At 45.3% G+C, this 16,833-nt stretch carries 13 protein-coding genes; 2 read left to right on the top strand and 11 right to left on the bottom strand.

The features are described 5' to 3' along the window. Positions 1 to 168: 168 nt before the first annotated feature. The 10 genes from AC4MRV_RS19370 to sixA form a co-directional block, all read right to left on the bottom strand. A complete protein-coding gene (locus AC4MRV_RS19370; protein ID WP_491188946.1) occupies positions 169 to 945 on the bottom strand; it encodes a ParA family protein in 777 nt (258 codons plus the stop codon). Positions 946 to 954: 9 nt separating this feature from the next. After that, positions 955 to 2,073, bottom strand: coding sequence for a protein-glutamate methylesterase/protein-glutamine glutaminase (locus tag AC4MRV_RS19365; RefSeq protein ID WP_491188945.1), 1,119 nt, complete (start codon positions 2,071 to 2,073; stop codon positions 955 to 957). Positions 2,074 to 2,097: 24 nt separating this feature from the next. Continuing rightward, positions 2,098 to 4,320 carry a chemotaxis protein CheA gene (locus AC4MRV_RS19360; RefSeq protein ID WP_491188944.1) on the bottom strand — a complete coding sequence of 741 codons (2,223 nt, stop codon included), beginning with the start codon at positions 4,318 to 4,320 and terminating at the stop codon, positions 2,098 to 2,100. A gap of 9 nt (positions 4,321 to 4,329) precedes the next feature. After that, on the bottom strand, positions 4,330 to 5,049 hold the full coding sequence (locus AC4MRV_RS19355; RefSeq protein ID WP_491188943.1) for a protein phosphatase CheZ: 720 nt from the start codon (positions 5,047 to 5,049) through the stop codon (positions 4,330 to 4,332). A 38-nt stretch (positions 5,050 to 5,087) separates the two neighbouring features. Further along, complete coding sequence (cheY, locus tag AC4MRV_RS19350; protein WP_100753113.1) at positions 5,088 to 5,456, bottom strand: chemotaxis response regulator CheY; 369 nt, start codon at positions 5,454 to 5,456, stop codon at positions 5,088 to 5,090. Between the two features lie 43 nt (positions 5,457 to 5,499). Beyond that, positions 5,500 to 6,234: an RNA polymerase sigma factor FliA gene (locus AC4MRV_RS19345; protein ID WP_491188942.1), complete on the bottom strand. Its 735-nt coding sequence runs from the start codon at positions 6,232 to 6,234 to the stop codon at positions 5,500 to 5,502. Beyond that, the gene (locus AC4MRV_RS19340; RefSeq protein ID WP_038141016.1) at positions 6,227 to 7,114 is read right to left on the bottom strand and encodes a MinD/ParA family protein; all 888 of its coding nucleotides are present in this window, start codon (positions 7,112 to 7,114) and stop codon (positions 6,227 to 6,229) included. The genes AC4MRV_RS19345 and AC4MRV_RS19340 overlap by 8 nt, the downstream gene beginning before the upstream one ends. Before the next feature lie 13 nt (positions 7,115 to 7,127). Next, entirely contained in the window at positions 7,128 to 8,609 is a 1,482-nt protein-coding gene (gene flhF, locus AC4MRV_RS19335; RefSeq protein WP_491188941.1) for a flagellar biosynthesis GTPase FlhF, read from the bottom strand. 29 nt (positions 8,610 to 8,638) lie between these two features. Then, positions 8,639 to 10,732 carry a flagellar biosynthesis protein FlhA gene (gene flhA / locus AC4MRV_RS19330; protein WP_491188940.1) on the bottom strand — a complete coding sequence of 698 codons (2,094 nt, stop codon included), beginning with the start codon at positions 10,730 to 10,732 and terminating at the stop codon, positions 8,639 to 8,641. 237 nt (positions 10,733 to 10,969) lie between these two features. Then, the gene (gene sixA / locus AC4MRV_RS19325; RefSeq protein WP_491188939.1) at positions 10,970 to 11,434 is read right to left on the bottom strand and encodes a phosphohistidine phosphatase SixA; all 465 of its coding nucleotides are present in this window, start codon (positions 11,432 to 11,434) and stop codon (positions 10,970 to 10,972) included. 320 nt (positions 11,435 to 11,754) lie between these two features. On the opposite strand from sixA, the gene AC4MRV_RS19320 reads away from it, so the two are divergent. Then, the gene (locus AC4MRV_RS19320; protein ID WP_491188938.1) at positions 11,755 to 14,529 is read left to right on the top strand and encodes an insulinase family protein; all 2,775 of its coding nucleotides are present in this window, start codon (positions 11,755 to 11,757) and stop codon (positions 14,527 to 14,529) included. A 14-nt stretch (positions 14,530 to 14,543) separates the two neighbouring features. Here the strand turns inward: AC4MRV_RS19320 and AC4MRV_RS19315 are convergent, their stop codons facing one another. Further along, a complete protein-coding gene (locus AC4MRV_RS19315) occupies positions 14,544 to 15,143 on the bottom strand; it encodes a VOC family protein (RefSeq protein WP_491188937.1) in 600 nt (199 codons plus the stop codon). Positions 15,144 to 15,385: 242 nt separating this feature from the next. On the opposite strand from AC4MRV_RS19315, the gene argS reads away from it, so the two are divergent. Continuing rightward, positions 15,386 to 16,833, top strand: a 1,448-nt coding sequence (argS, locus tag AC4MRV_RS19310; protein WP_491188936.1) for an arginine--tRNA ligase, incomplete at its 3' end; no start/stop codon positions are given.

Genomic DNA, 16,833 nt, shown 5'->3' with positions numbered 1-16,833 from the left:
TCTGGCTCTGGCTCTGGCTCTGGCTCTGGCTCTGGCTCTGGCTCTGGCTCTGCAACGATTGTCTCAGCTGATTGCAGAGACGCAACATTTTCTTCCTCCTCAACACTTTCCTCTAAAAGTGCCGAGAAATAGTCATCTAAAGCTTGTTCACTTGAAAGTAGAGACTGACTAGTCATCGATAGCCAGCCTCTCTAAGTAAATGAGTAGCTGCTTATACGCAAAAACGCCTCGGCTACCAGAAGCAAAATGAGAAACCGGTAGATGTTTCAAGCTCGCATCACGGAACTTAGTATCAATCGGCACAGCTGAAGACCAAACCTGACTTGGGTAGTCTTTCTTTAACTGCTGAAGCGTCTGGAGCGAAGCTCTCGTACGTTTATCGTACATGGTTGGTACAATAGTTACCTTGAACGCTTGGCCTCGTGATTTTTGCATAATCGCCAAAGTTCTAACCATACGTTCTAACCCTTTCATAGCCAGAAACTCAGTTTGAACAGGGATCAGAATACGGTCACTCGCCGCCAACGCGTTAACCATCATCACACCTAGAATAGGAGGACAATCAATCAACACATAGTCGTAGCGCTTTCGCAAGGCATTCAATGCTCGCTTAAGAATAAGCCCCATACCACTTCGGTTACCCATAACGCGGTCGAGTGTCGCCAAAGACATATGGGCAGGTATGATGTCGATACCTTCTATATCAGACTTCATAACCAATGGCATTACAGTGTGCTCGTTAAACTCCTTTAACTGAAATAAGTCAAATAAACTCGCAGGCACACTATCCGAATCGTAACCGAGGTACGTTGTTAATGAAGCATGAGGATCCGTGTCAACTAACAGTACACGTTTCCCTTGCTTACTTAACAAACCAGCCAACGTGATGGTTGTGGTCGTTTTTCCCACTCCACCTTTCTGGTTTGCTATGCTCCATACAATCATGAATGACCTCTAAGCTAGACCCACTTCGACTAACATACGCTCAGCAATGCGATCTAATGGTAAATCTTCTGATGAAATGCCAGCCTTAGCGACTGCTTGAGGCATACCATAGACGACACAACTTTCTTCATCTTGAGCCCAAATGGTTGCACCAGTGCCTTTCAGCATTCGTGCGCCTTCTCGTCCATCTGCACCCATACCAGTGAGTACCATTGAAAGTACTTGGTCAGAATAAATTTTAGCTGCACTACCAAATGTCACATCAACACATGGTTTATAATTCATGCGTTCACCACCATCGATAATGCGTAACTTTGCACTACCTGGGCGACCATCAATCATCATCTGCTTTCCGCCCGGTGCCAAATACGCAACACCCGGTTTAAGCACATCACCATCTTCTGCTTCTTTGACCTGAATTTTGCACAATGAGTTCAAGCGACTCGCAAATGCAGCCGTAAATGTTGCAGGCATATGTTGAATCAAAACAATCGGATGAGGATAGTTTGCCGGTAGCTTAGTTAATATTTTTTGTAGCGCAACAGGTCCCCCAGTGGAGGTTCCGATAGCAGTCAACTGATATTTCTTTCCGGTTGCCTTAAAACGCGCGGCAGGAGCCTTAGGTTTAACAGGTGCACCAGCTTTAGGTTGCAACGGAGTACGAGGTGCTACGGTCGCAGGTTTTCTAGCGGTAGTTGGTGTGGCCACCGGACTGCGACGCATAAACGTACGTTTCGATGCAATTTGGATAACACGTTGCTGCAGCAAAGTAACCGCTTCATCACGGTTACGTGCAATATCTTCAAACTTCTTCGGTAAGAAATCTAACGCCCCAGCATCAAGTGCATCGAGCGTTGCTTTTGCACCATCGTGAGTAAGAGAAGAAAACATCAAAATTGGAATTGGACATTTCGCCATAATTTCGCGAACGGCTGTAATACCATCCATTACCGGCATTTCGATGTCCATTGTAATAACATCTGGCTTGATTTTTAGCGCTTTCTCAACCGCTTCTTTACCATTGGTCGCGACATCAACAACTTCAAGCTTTGCTTCAGAGTTGATAATTTCACTCACTCTTCTGCGAAAGAAACTTGAATCGTCTACAACTAATACTTTGATCGCCATATATTTCCTTTTGTATCTCGCGATTTAGATTCGAGAAGCAGCAGCATACTGCTTAAGCAAATCTGGCACATCTAGAATCAACGCGATATGACCATCACTTGTGATTGTTGCACCAGCCATACCTGGAGTGCCTTGAAGTAAATTATCCAGAGGCTTGATCACGACTTCTTCTTGACCGATTAAGGTATCAACCACAAAACCCACACGTTGACTTCCGATTTGGACGATCACAACATGACCGTGGCCTTTACGCAGCTCAACTTGTCCAGCTTGAGGAGCCAACCAATTCTGTAGATAAAAGAGTGGAATAGACTTCTCACGGACGATGATTGTGAGCTGACCATCAACAACGTTAGTTCGGCTCAAATCAAGGTGGAAAATTTCGTTAACACTTGCAAGAGGCAGAGCAAATGGATGGCCCGCAACGCCCACCATTAGAGTTGGCAAGATTGCAAGAGTCAAAGGTACTTTGATGGTTATCTTCGTACCTTTGCCCATCTCGGAATCGATATCAATCGAACCATTTAAAGTGTTGATGGCGGTTTTCACCACGTCCATACCAACACCACGGCCAGAGATATCCGAAATCTGTTCTTTACTCGAGAAGCCCGGCATAAAGATGAGATTAAAACACTCTTTGTTGCTCAGACGAGAAGCAGCATCTTCATCCATAATGCCACGTTTCACGGCAATACCACGTAGCTTATCTGGGTCCATACCACCGCCATCATCAACGATAGCCAATTCGATATGGTCGCCTTCTTGCGCCGCAGAGAGGATCACTTTACCTGTTCTTGATTTACCTGATGCTACGCGGTCATCAGGCATTTCGATACCGTGGTCAACCGAGTTACGAACCAAGTGGATCAATGGATCGGCTAACGCTTCCACTAAGTTTTTATCGAGATCAGTGTCTTCACCACGCATTTCCAGCGTAATGTCTTTATTTAAGCTACGAGCTAAGTCACGTACAACGCGTGGGAATCGGCCAAATACTTTCTTGATTGGCTGCATACGCGTTTTCATCACAGCACCCTGAAGGTCAGCTGTAACGACATCTAAGTTCGCGACCGCTTTTGACATTTCTTCATCGTTGCTGTTTAAACCAAGGCTCAGCAGTCTATTTCGAACCAATACGAGTTCACCCACCATGTTCATAATGGTGTCTAATGTAGATGTATCGACACGGACTGTCGCTTCGGCTTGCGGCTTCTTCGCTTGAGTCGCGACTTCTTTTTTCGCGGCTGGCTTAGCTTCTGTTTTAGCGACCGGTTTCGGCGCAGGTGCAGCTTGCGGAGCTGGGGCAGGAGCAGGCGTTGGAGCAGGTGCTTGCGACGGAGCATTGGTTGACGCTGGTTTGGTTGCTGCCTCTAGCTCTTCTACCGATGGCCCTTTACCTGAACCATGTAACTCATCAAGAAGCTTTTCAAACTCGGCATCTGTCATTAGATCGCTATCACCTGCCGTACTTGCTGCAGGGGCAGCTGCCGGAGGTGGTGGAGGCGGTGGTGGAGCTGCAGCAGCTGGTTCCATATCGCCAGGCGCTTTTCCGACACCATGCAGTTCATCTAACAGTTTCTCAAATTCATCATCAGTGATATCACCACTCATATCCACCGCAGGCTGTGCAGGAGGAGGCGTTGGCGCCGCAGGTGCTTCTATGCTACCAGGCGCGGTACCTTTGCCGTGCAACTCATCGAGTAGTTTTTCGAATTCGTCTTGAGTAATTTCATCGATCGAACCAGTAGAAACCTCTGAACTTGGAGCTGGCTCTGGCGCTGCAACAGGTTCTGGAATTACTGGCTCTGGCGCTACGACTGGAGCGGGTTCTGCAACCGCTGGAGCCTCATCTTGGGACTCAGGGTTACTTAGACGATGAAGTTCATCCAATAGTGATTGCTCTGCAAGTGGCAAAGGTTCTCTATCCTGTACCGCTTGGAACTGCTCATTTACAGTGTCCAAAGCTTTCAGCATAGTATCCATCAAACTGGAACTTACTGTACGCTGGCCATTACGCAAAATATCGAACACGTTCTCTGCACCGTGACAAGTGTCAACGAGTTCTGTCAGAGATAGGAATCCAGCACCACCTTTTACAGTGTGGAATCCACGGAAAATTGCGTTCAATAGATCTTTATCGTCAGGGTTGTTTTCTAGCTCTACCAACTGCTCAGAGAGAAGTTCAAGAATCTCTCCCGCTTCCACCAAAAAGTCCTGAAGAATATCTTCGTCTAAATCGTAGCTCATATGTTACCTCTAAAACCCAAGACTCGAGAGCAAGTCATCGACTTCGTCTTGTGATGAAACGGCATCATCCCTTTCATGAGGGTTAAGTATCGGACCTTCCGGATCCGTAGATGCATTTTTCTTGTTATCTTCGCTTTCATCCATTTGGCTTGTACTAAATGCCGTTAGGATTTCTACTAACCGACCTTCAACTTCATTAACCAACGTGATCACGCGTGAAATGATTTGGCCTGTTAGATCTTGGAAGTCCTGAGCCATTAGAATTTCGGTTAACTGACCACGGAGTTCAGAGCTATCACCTTCAACTTGACTCAATAAATCATCAATTCGGTGGCATAAAGCTTTAAACTCGGCGAGGTCAATTCGCCCATGCATCAGTTCATTCCATTGAGGACGCACTTTTAGTAAGCCTTCGTGCAGGTTGTCTGCAATAGGCATACAACGATCGACCGCGTCCATCGTTTTATTCGCCGCAACTTCGGTTTTGTCAATGACATATTGGAGGCGATCCCTTGCATCCGGGATTTCGTCATTGGCAATAACACTCATGCGTTCATCGACAGTAAACTGTTTGATCGATTCATGTAGGTCACGAGTCAACTCCCCTATCTCTTGAAGCATAGGGTTTGTCGAATTCTCGTATATATCCCTAACGAGAGTGTTCGCCTCTTGCTGCTGTTCATTTTCTAACAGCTCTACGAGTTGTTTTGCCTGTTCTAATGAAATCATTCTTAATTGGCCTTTAACGCCGCTAAGTCTTACCTTGACTATAGACGCTCAAAAATCTTGTCTAATTTTTCTTTTAGCGTAGCTGCCGTAAATGGCTTAACGATGTAACCATTCACACCCGCCTGTGCAGCTTCGATGATCTGCTCACGTTTAGCTTCTGCAGTGATCATCAACACTGGTAGGTGTTTTAGTTCATCGTCAGCACGGATATGCTTAAGAAGGTCAATACCCTGCATGCCAGGCATATTCCAGTCCGTTACAACAAACTCGAACTCACCTTTCTTTAACATCGGTAACGCCGTTAAGCCGTCATCTGCTTCTTGGGTATTATTGAAACCCAAGTCGCGAAGTAGGTTCTTAACGATACGGCGCATTGTTGAAAAATCATCAACAATAAGGATCTTCATATTTTTATTCAAAATTGCCTCCACTGAGTTCGATATCAGTGTTTTACTCATTATTTGTCCATGCACTTAACTTAGTGCGTAGACGCTGCATTGATTGACTTAGTATTTGGCTAACGCGTGACTCGCTAACCCCAATAACGTCGCCGATTTCTTTTAAGTTTAACTCTTCATCGTAATAAAGCGAAAGTACTAGAGCCTCTCGCTCGGGTAAAGCTTTGATCGAATCTATCAAAGCTTTACGAAAATACTCGTCCGCAACCCCTTGAAACGGCGTATTTGCCTCATCATCATCTTCCGGAGAAATGACATCTTCCGAAACACCGAGATCTTCAATACCCACCAAACGCGAGCAATTTATGTCGGTTAGGGCTGTATGATATTGCGTTAAACTCATACCTAAGTGCTGCGCGACTTCTGCGTCAGTCGGATCTCGATTAAGCTCACCTTCTAACACTGCAATAGCTTGGCTAATTTCGCGGCTGTGCTTGTGAACAGAACGCGGGACCCAATCACCACGTCTAATGTCATCTAGCATAGCACCCCTTATACGAATACCCGCATAAGTCTCGAAACTCGCTCCTTTCGTGCCATCATAGTTTTTTTGCGCTTCAAGCAAACCAATCATACCGGCCTGAATAAGATCTTCGACCTGCACACTAGGGGGTAAACGGCCAAGCAAGTGATGAGCAATACGCTTTACTAGCACCGAGTACTTTTCTAAAAAAGCTCGCTGACTATTTTGGTTTGCGTATTGGTCATAGGTCAGGGCCTTATTCACCAAATGGTTCCTCTAGCATTTCTGTTCTATTCAGTAAGCGTTCGACAAAAAATTCCAAGTGTCCACTCGGAGTCTTTGGAATCGGCCAAGTGAGTGCTTTATTTGCCAACGACCCAATTGCTAGTGCAGCTGGTGAACGAGGGAAAGCATCCACAACAATCTTTTGTTTCTTAACCGCTTGTCGCACTTTATCATCTAATGGAATACATGCTACGAGCTCAAGGCTAACATTCAAGAATCGCTCTGTGACCAATGTCAACTTTGCGAACAATTCTCTCCCTTCACGGTAGCTTCTGACCATATTTGCAACGATTTTAAAGCGTTGAACATGGTGCTCTTTACTTAATAGCTTAATTAAAGCATATGCATCCGTGATTGACGTAGGTTCATCACAAACCACTACAACGACATCTTGAGCTGCGCGAGAAAAGCTCACTACCATGTCTGATATACCGGCGGCCGTATCTATTAATAGTACGTCCATTTCATCTTCCAAGCTACCAAAAGCTCGAATAAGGCCAATGTGCTGAGCATGCGAGAGCTCTGTCATCGACTGCGTACCAGACGTCGCTGGAATGATTTTTATGCCATGTGGGCCTTCGACGATTGCGTCTTTAAGATCGCACTCGCCTGCCAATACGTGCCCCAAGTTTCGCTTCGGTCGGATTCCTAGCATGACATCAACATTTGCCAGGCCTAAATCTGCATCTAGTACCATGACTTTCTTGCCTTGACGAGCCATACAAATCGCCATGCCCAACGTTACGTTAGACTTACCAACGCCACCTTTACCACCTGTGACAGATATGACCTTAGTTAAAGAAGGTTGTGTTAAGCGGCGCAATCCGCTTGCTTGGTCTTGTATCATAGTATTTGTCATAATCGTCCGCCGCCTATAACCTTTCCGCGTCACTATTCCAGTAGTGAGGCTCGTCATCTGTCGACTTCTCTAGTAATTCGTTTGCCTTGGCTACCATATATTTAGGTTGAGCAATCACTATATCTTCAGGCACACGCTGTCCATTCGCAATGTATGCAACAGGAAGTGCATTTTGCACCACCACACTGACAAATTCGCCAAGACTAAGTGATTCATCAAGCTTCGTCATAATGCATCCAGATAGGGGAATGCGTTTAAAGTGATCAATGGTTTCCTGAAGCACTTTTCGTTGAGCTGTAGCAGGTAAAACCAAATAGCTATGGATCATTTCTCCACTTTCATGCATCAAGGTATCAAGCTGCTCAGATAACCTTACATCACGCTGTCCCATACCTGCGGTATCCACAAGAATAAGGCGACGATTCCTTAACTGATATATTACATCGGCTAACTCTTTGGAATCTTTAGCGACTTTTACTGCACAACCCATAATTCTGCCATATATAGCCAATTGCTCATGTGCACCAATTCTATAGGTATCGGTTGTCACTAAGGCAACATTGTCTGCGCCCCACTCCATTGCAGCTCTGGCGGCCAGTTTGGCTACTGTTGTTGTTTTACCTACGCCTGTCGGCCCTAATAAAGCAACGACACCACCGCGCTTAAGGATATCTTGCTTTGAAATTGGGATTTGATCAGAGACTAGTCCTAATAGGGCTTTCCACGCTTTAGTCGGCGGTGTGTCTTCTGGAATGTAGCAGGCTAATTGATCGGCTAAATCTGAGGAAACCCCCATGCGCTCCAAACGTTTAATCAACATGGCTCTCAGTGGCTCTCTTCGCTCCACTTCCTGCCACATTAGACCTGAAACTTGATGCTCCAGAAGACGACGAATCGACATCATCTCTTCTTTCATGTCTTCCAGATCTTCATTGGGTACTGATGATTCAGTTGGCTTTCCACGCTCGTAGCGACTTGGGTCAAGTTTTGCTTGAGGCCTATCAATACGACGATCTTCCGCAATCAAGCGAGCTAGAGGTGAGTCCTCTTTTAGCTGCACGCGATTGTCATCGTTTGAGCGCGCTGAAGATTGACGCTGCAACAATGCTGATAATGAATCAGCGGTTTGTTCTTCTGAGCTATCTTCCAACTCAGGCTTTGTGCCACTGTATTGTTTCAACATATTGGCGAAACGCTGCGTCATGGAACGCCCAGAGTCCGCTTGAGTTTGCAACGTCACACGATCATCGTCGAGCTGTCGCTTCGACGGTGTAGGGATAGAAGCAGGAGCTTGGCGCGGCGTATGTCGTGGGGTAGACCCATAACTGTTGTTCGTAGGACGATTTGTCGAGCTATCGTTGTCTACAGCGGCAACAATCTCAACGCCACCTGCGACTTTTTTATTCGACATGATAACCGCATCATCACCTAACTCCGCTTTTACTTGGAGTAGCGCTGTACGCATGTCTTTGGCAAAAAATCGTTTAATCTTCAATTTGGGTACCGTTTATTCACGCATTAGAGCTAGTTACCAACCGCCTGAACAATGCGAATTTGTTTCTCGTCTGGAATTTCCTGATATGAGAGTACTCTCAATGATGGAATTGTGTTTTTCACAAACTTAGCCAAGGTCGAGCGCAATACACCAGAGGTCAACAACACAGCAGGCTCACCTTTTAGCTCTTGCTCTTGAGTTGCCTGACTTAATGATGATTGTAGTCGTTCTGCCAAACCTGGCTCAATTCCAGCGGATTCTCCTCCAGAAGCCTGCATAGTCTGATGCAATATTTGTTCCAGCTCTGGAATGAGAGTAATAACTGGCAACTCTGGCTCTATACCATTGATTTCTTGAACAATTAATCGTTTTAAAGAGATTCGCACAGCAGCGGTTAAGATGTCAGGTTCTTGACTCTTACTCGAGTACTCGGACAAGGTTTGTACAATGGTACGAATATCTCGGATTGGGACAGCCTCATTAAGTAGGTTCTGCAGTACTTTCACTACAACACCCAATTGAAGCTGATCAGGCACAAAGCTCTCCACCAACTTAGGAGTGCTACGGCCAAGCATTTCGAGTAAGTTTTGTACCTCTTCATGACCAATCAACTGCGACGCATTGTTGGTTAGTAGCTGGCTAAGGTGCGTGGCAAGTACCGTAGAAGAGTCTACAACCGTATAACCCAATGCCTGCGCATGCTCTCGCTGCTCTTCACGTATCCAAACTGCTTCAAGACCAAATGCGGGATCTATCGTCGGCTCTCCATCTATCATTCCATATACTTGACCTGGGTTTATTGCCAGTTCCATATCAGGGCGAATCTCCGCTTCACCGACAGCAACCCCCATCAAAGTAATACGGTAACTATTTGGCGTGAGCTCTAGGTTATCTCGAATATGAACCGCAGGAATAAGAAAGCCAAAGTCTTGTGATAATTTTTTACGTACACCTTTAACACGCTCAAGTAACTCACCGCCTTGGTCTTTATCCACCAGCGGGATCAATCGATAGCCCACTTCCAAACCAACAATATCGACCGGTTGAACATCATCCCATGATAGCTCTTTTGGTGTTGGCGCTTCTGTTTCCGCTGTCGCTGGCAAGTTTGGTTTTTCTGCCGCTTTTTTCTGCTTACGAGTAATCCAATAAGCGCCACCACCCGCGAGAGTAGCCAAAAGCAAAAACGCAAAATGAGGCATACCAGGTACAATGCCCATAACACCTAAAATCGCTGCTGTGATGGTCAGCGCTTTAGGGTTATCAAACATCTGGAAGACGACTTGCTGCCCCATGTCTTCATCAGTGTTTTGACGCGTTACCATGATTGCAGCGCCAATCGAGAGTAACAGTGAAGGAATCTGAGCGACCAAGCCATCACCGATAGTCAGCAAGGTGTAGATTTGGATCGCCTCACCAAACCCCAAGCCATATTGCGCCATACCGATAGAAAGACCACCGATAATATTAATAAACAAGATCAAGATGCCGGCGATCGCATCACCCTTCACAAATTTTGACGCACCATCCATCGAACCATAGAAGTCCGCTTCCTTGGTCACTTCTTGTCGACGCGTCCTGGCTTGGTCTTGGTCGATCAAGCCCGCGTTTAGGTCGGCATCAATCGCCATTTGCTTACCCGGCAACGCATCCAAAGTAAAACGTGCACTTACTTCCGAAATACGACCGGCACCTTTCGTAACAACCATAAAGTTTATGATCATCAAGATGAGGAAGACCACTAAACCAACGGCGTAGTTACCACCAATAACAACACTACCAAATGCTTCAATGACACTACCCGCAGCTCCAGAACCTTCATGGCCATAAAGTAAAACCACACGTGTAGAGGCTACGTTCAACGCCAAACGCAGCAAAGTTGCTATTAGTAGTACGGTGGGGAAAGCTGCAAAGTCGAGCGGTCTACGGGTATAAACCGTAACCAGTAGCACCACCATTGCCAACGCGATATTGAACGTAAAGAATAAGTCGAGCAAAAACGCAGGAATGGGCAAGACAACCATCCCTAGCGTTGCCAAAACCATTACTGGTGCGCCAATCGCTGGCATTGCTCTTTGTGGGATAGGAGGTAACTTATCCGCAAATGGTAAAGAAAACTTCATAGATAGGCGTTTTAAATTGTCTATGGAAAGAGAAACTTACCTAGCCATGCAAATTTTAGTCCAGCTATCATGTCAAATAAATGACTGATAAATCGATAAATTGGCTAGCGTCGCAGGCTCATTCGCACTTGAGGTTATGTTCTCAACGAAACTCAAATAAATCGATGTAAGTTTAGCCAAACAAGCACAGTTTGTTGACGCTCAAAATAACAAACCGTGCCTTAAGGGAAATGAGGTTTAGGGCTGAATGTTAAACGCGACTTCACCATCTCGTTTTTCCGGTGAGTAATCGATACTAATTAAGCCTGAGGTAGGAAACATCGGAGGAACCATGTCAGTCACAAACTCCGCAGTTAGGTAGCCCACAAGTGGCAAATGTGAAACCAGTAGTATTGACTCTAAGTTTTCATGTTCAACAATAGCTTGCACATACTCAGCGACTTGCTCAGAGTCACCATAAGGGGTGATATCTTCACTGGTTTCGATGCTCTTAGCATCAAAAAATGCTGAAATTTCTTGCCACGTTTGTTGAGCTCGAATATACGGGCTAACAATGACCTTATCAAACTGCTTAAAACCTTGTTTCACACAAGCTTGTGCCACCGCGACAGAGGCACTGCGTCCTCGATCCGTTAATTGGCGTTCTGCATCACTTGAGGCGTAATGCTCAGCTTCCCCGTGACGCATAATAAAAATTTTCATGGCTTCATCCTAAACTAATCTCTGAATCGTACTCGGTGATCACGGTTAATATTTATTGAATTTGAGTCTACTGCTTTCGTTTACGTAAGCATCAAATGGACCACTCACATCAATAATTATATCAAGTACTGAGGTAAAGACTCTGACTTCGTTAACACTCTTTGCTTCTAGACATACTCAAAGTGAAACCCTATTTTGCTCAGATTTCTCAAACAGATAGTTTGCACTGATAGATATCCGAGTCATAATTATTAGGTTAAATTGTCGTTAACACGATTTTGGTTTAACACCTTCAATTTTACTTCATCGGAGAAAGTCACGTGCACATCAGCCCAAATGACAGCAACACATACCGTTACCTTACATTACCCAACGGTGTCAGGGTGTTGCTTACGCATGATGTTAATGCGCAAAAGAGCGCGGCTGCTCTTGCAGTCAACGTGGGGCACTTCGATGATCCTATAGATCGCGAAGGCTTAGCTCATTACCTTGAACACATGCTATTTTTGGGAACGGAAAAGTACCCTAAAGTAGGCGAATTTCAAAGCTATATTAATCAGCATGGCGGCAGCAATAATGCCTGGACAGGCACAGAGCATACCTGCTTCTTTTTCGACGTGTCTCCAAATGCCTTCCATTCAGCTCTAGACCGTTTTAGTCAGTTTTTTAGCGCACCGTTGTTTAATCCTGAAGCTCTAGATAAAGAACGCCAAGCCGTTGAATCTGAATATAAGTTGAAACTAAACGATGATTCGCGACGTTTGTACCAAGTGCATAAGGAAGTCATCAATCCAGCCCACCCATTTAGTAAGTTTTCTGTTGGCAACTTGGAGACGCTTGGCGATAGAAATGGACAGTCCATCCGAGAAGAGATAATCGATTTCCACTACCAACAATACTCCGCTGATCTAATGACGTTAGCAGTGACGGGCCCACAAGACCTCGATGAAATGCAGTCTTTCTGTGAAGAGCTCTTTGCTAGCATTCCAAATCACAATTTGGCAGGTAAAACTGTCAATGTAGAGTATTTAGATTCCAGCTCGACGTCTATCCAAGTTAACGTTGAACCAATTAAGGAAATTCGCAAGCTCATTATGGCTTTCCCGATGCCCGGGATGGATCAATACTACCAAACCAAACCACTCTCCTACTTTGCTCATCTGTTAGGTGATGAGGGGCCTGGTAGCTTACTCGTGGCATTAAAAGATAAAGGCTGGATTACTTCACTGTCTGCAGGTGGAGGAGCAAGTGGTAGTAACTACCGTGACTTCACTATTAGTTGTTCTTTGACACAAGACGGACTTGAGCATACCGATGATATTATCCAAGCGGTGTTTAGCTATATTGCACTGATAAAAGCGCACGGAATGGATGAGTGGCGATACCTTGAGAAAAAAGCAGTGCTAGAGTCTGCTTTCCGCTTTCAAGAGCCTACGCGCCCACTAGACCTAGTCAGCCATCTAGTAATCAACATGCAACACTATCAAGCCGATGACATTGTGTATGGCGATTACATGATGCTTGGTTATGATGAGGCACTGCTAAACAAGCTATCAGAATACTTTACTACCGATAACCTTCGAGTCACCTTGATAGCCCAAGGCCAAGAGTACGATAAACAAGCGAAGTGGTATTTCACCCCTTACTCAGTTCAAAGCTTTACTGACGAGCAGCGCCAACTTTATCTAGCGCCCACTGAGCTAAATTTTAAACTTCCAGAGAAAAACCCATTTATCTGCTACGAACTCGATCCTCAACCCATTGAGCAACATGCGCAAACTCCTGAAGTTATTGAAGAGCTACCTGGTTTCAAGCTTTGGCATCTACAAGATGATGAATATCGAGTCCCTAAAGGAGTGCTATACGTCGCAATAGATAGCCCGCAAGCCGTATCTACTCCACGCAATATTGTTAAAACACGTCTCTGTGTAGAGATGTTTTTAGATAGCCTTGCTAAGGAAACCTATCAAGCAGAGATTGCCGGGATGGGCTATAACATGTATGCGCATCAGGGTGGCGTGACTCTCACCGTGTCTGGCTTTAGTAAAAAGCAACCAGAGTTAATGCAGCTAATTCTACAGCGCTTTGCGAAACGAGATTTCAGCCAACAGCGCTTTGACACCATAAAAACGCAAATGCTGCGTAATTGGCGTAATGCTGCACAAGATCGTCCAATTTCTCAGTTGTTTAACGCTTTAACTGGGATATTGCAGCCAAATAATCCACCATACGCAGTACTAGTCGAAGCATTAGAGTCAATCGACGTTGATGAATTATCAAGCTTTGTTGAAGGCATACTAGCTGAGCTACATGTTGAGATGTTTGTCTATGGCGATTGGACCAAGGCAGATGCACTCAGCTTAGGAAATACGCTTAAAGATGCGTTACGAGTCCAAAATCAACAATATGAAGAGTCTTTGCGGCCGTTAGTTATGTTGGGCGAGAACGGCTCTTTCCAACGTGAGGTGTTCTGTGATCAGGAAGACTCTGCGGTAGTCCTCTACTATCAATGTGAAGATACCAGCCCACGAAGCATCGCTCTCTACTCCTTAGCTAACCATTTGATGTCGGCGACTTTCTTCCATGAAATTCGAACAAAACAGCAGCTGGGTTACATGGTCGGCACTGGTAATCTACCACTCAACAAGCACCCAGGTATTGTCCTTTACGTACAATCACCAAATGCCGCACCGTCGGATCTTATTAGCTCAATTGATGAGTTTCTTAACGCCTTTTATATGGTGTTACTCGAACTAAACGAGTACCAATGGCACAGTAGTAAAAGAGGCTTATGGAACCAAATCGCTGCGCCAGATACGACATTGAGAGCACGGGCTCAAAGGCTGTGGGTTGCGATAGGCAATAAAGACACCGAATTTAATCAGAAAGATAAAGTTCTGGAAGAGCTCAAAACTCTCGACCGGACGGATATGATTCGCTTTATAGTCAATGAACTCAAACCCCGGACTGCAAACCGACTCATCATGCACACGCAAGGCAATGCGCATCACGAGTCGGAAAAACTCGACCTAGGGCTAGAGATAGGCTCAATTGAAGAGTTCCAACTCAGACCAAAAGATGTCGAACTTGGCTAGGGGCTAAGCTGCCCCTAGTTGTCTTGCTCGGACTCAACAATTTTTTTCAATGAGTGTGGGTGGAGCTTAATGCACACCCCGTTGCTTTTAAATGCTACCGTTGGGTTGTTTAAGCGTTCTCCCTCACCCTTAGGACTAGATAGCTTTACTTTGATCCCACTTACTTTGATTTGGTCGTACTTGGCCGCAAATTCTGGAAAGCACTGTTTTACATCCGCGAGATACTCTTCCGCCGTTTGGGCATCGGACGGTACAACAAACTCCACGTGCTCCCAGCTCTGCTCAGGATAGAGTTTTCCTTCCGCCGGGTAAGGTAATTCTAAGCACTCTATTTGCCACTCTTTGGCCGCAAGTGGTTGATTGAATTCAATAACAATTATTGGTCGACCATTAATAGTGGCGTTTGAGATTTCTTTTCCCACTTTTAACCATTCTTGATGGGCTAAATGTGCTAATTCTGCTTCGTTGATGCGCAACGCAATATGATCTGCTTGAAAACCCGACAAATTAATATGCAAGATTTCGCTTAACTGTTGGATTTTATGCATAAAATCATGCAGTTTACCATTCATCTGTACAGGCATTAATTCAGCGTCAATCAGTCGTTGAGACATTTTCTTCCATCCAAAACATTAATTTTTCTTCAATAGTAACAAGATCATCAGGAAAAGTAGAAAATTTCCCAGTTCACTCCCTATAAGGAATCAAATAAAGTTGCTATTATGTGCTCCAAATTATGAACTAGATCGAGATATACATTCATTCCATTTCAATGGATATTATTCAGGCAACGACTGCAAGCCTAGCAATAACGAATGTATACCCAACCAATTCCCTAGAATTGAAGGAAGCGCGTGTGAATATCCAAGCACTTATTAATGACAAAGTTTCTCAGGCTCTTGAAGCCGCTGGCGCACCTGCAGGCAGCCCTGCCGCTGTACGCCAATCAGCAAAACCTCAGTTTGGTGATTACCAAGCAAACGGCGTAATGGGCGTAGCAAAAAAACTAGGTACTAACCCACGCGAATTTGCACAGAAAGTATTGGATGTTCTGGATCTTGACGGTATCGCAAGCAAAACTGAAATCGCAGGACCTGGTTTTATCAACATTTTCCTTAGCGAAGAGTTCCTAGCGAAGCAGGCTGATGCAGCTCTAGCTGATGCGCGCTTAGGCGTTGCTGCTGAAGAGCAAAAGACCATCGTTGCTGACTACTCTGCTCCAAACGTTGCTAAAGAAATGCACGTTGGGCACCTTCGTTCAACTATCATCGGTGATGCGGTTGTTCGTACTCTAGAGTTCTTAGGTCACAAAGTAATCCGTGCTAACCACATCGGTGACTGGGGTACTCAGTTCGGCATGCTTATCGCTAACCTAGAGCGCGTACAAAAAGAGTCTGGCGAAGTTTCAATGGAACTGTCTGACCTTGAAGCCTTCTACCGTGAATCTAAAAAGCTATACGACGAAGACGAAGAGTTCGCAGTTCGCGCACGTAACTACGTAGTGAAACTACAAAGCGGCGACGAGTACTGTGCTGAAATGTGGAAGAAGCTTGTTGACGTTACTATGGTTCAAAACCAGCGTAACTACGACCGCCTAAACGTTTCTCTGACTCGTGACGACGTTATGGGTGAGAGCATGTACAACGACATGCTACCGGGCATCGTTGCTGACCTTAAACAACAAGATCTGGCAAAAGAAGATGACGGCGCTCAGGTTGTATTCTTAGAAGAGTACAAAAACAAAGATGGCGAAGCGATGGGTGTAATCATCCAGAAACGTGATGGTGGTTTCCTGTACACCACTACGGATATCGCTTGTGCTAAGTACCGTTACGAAACACTAGGCGCTGACCGCGTACTTTACTTCATCGACTCACGTCAACATCAGCACCTAATGCAAGCTTGGACTATCGTTCGTAAAGCGGGTTATGTGCCAGAAGAAGTATCGCTAGAGCACCACGCGTTCGGCATGATGCTAGGTAAAGACGGTCGTCCATTCAAGACTCGTGCAGGTGGTACGGTTCGTCTTGCTGATCTACTAGATGAAGCAGAAGAGCGCGCAATCAAGCTGATCGAATCTAAGAACGCAGATCTTGATTCAGATGAGAAAGTTAAAATCGCTAACACTGTTGCTATGGCAGCGGTTAAGTATGCTGACCTGTCTAAGCACCGTACTACAGACTACGTGTTTGACTGGGACAACATGCTTGCGTTTGAAGGCAACACAGCGCCTTACATGCAGTATGCATACACTCGTGTATCTTCTATCTTCGCTAAAGCGGGTATCTCTATGGATAACCTAGC

The organism is Vibrio sp., assembly GCF_984391705.1.
The sequence above is the reverse complement of the archived record's forward strand: the minus strand, read 5'-3'. Positions and strand labels throughout refer to the sequence as shown.

Bases quoted from the DNA above. Each gene is read 5' to 3' on its own strand.
- AC4MRV_RS19370 (WP_491188946.1), bottom strand. From the start codon at position 945: ATGATTGTATGGAGCATAGCAAACCAGAAAGGTGGAGTGGGAAAAACG.
- AC4MRV_RS19365 (WP_491188945.1), bottom strand. From the start codon at position 2,073: ATGGCGATCAAAGTATTAGTTGTAGACGATTCAAGTTTCTTTCGCAGA.
- AC4MRV_RS19360 (WP_491188944.1), bottom strand. From the start codon at position 4,320: ATGAGCTACGATTTAGACGAAGATATTCTTCAGGACTTTTTGGTGGAA.
- AC4MRV_RS19355 (WP_491188943.1), bottom strand. From the start codon at position 5,049: ATGATTTCATTAGAACAGGCAAAACAACTCGTAGAGCTGTTAGAAAAT.
- cheY (WP_100753113.1), bottom strand. From the start codon at position 5,456: ATGAAGATCCTTATTGTTGATGATTTTTCAACAATGCGCCGTATCGTT.
- AC4MRV_RS19340 (WP_038141016.1), bottom strand. From the start codon at position 7,114: ATGACAAATACTATGATACAAGACCAAGCAAGCGGATTGCGCCGCTTA.
- flhA (WP_491188940.1), bottom strand. From the start codon at position 10,732: ATGAAGTTTTCTTTACCATTTGCGGATAAGTTACCTCCTATCCCACAA.
- sixA (WP_491188939.1), bottom strand. From the start codon at position 11,434: ATGAAAATTTTTATTATGCGTCACGGGGAAGCTGAGCATTACGCCTCA.
- AC4MRV_RS19315 (WP_491188937.1), bottom strand. From the start codon at position 15,143: ATGTCTCAACGACTGATTGACGCTGAATTAATGCCTGTACAGATGAAT.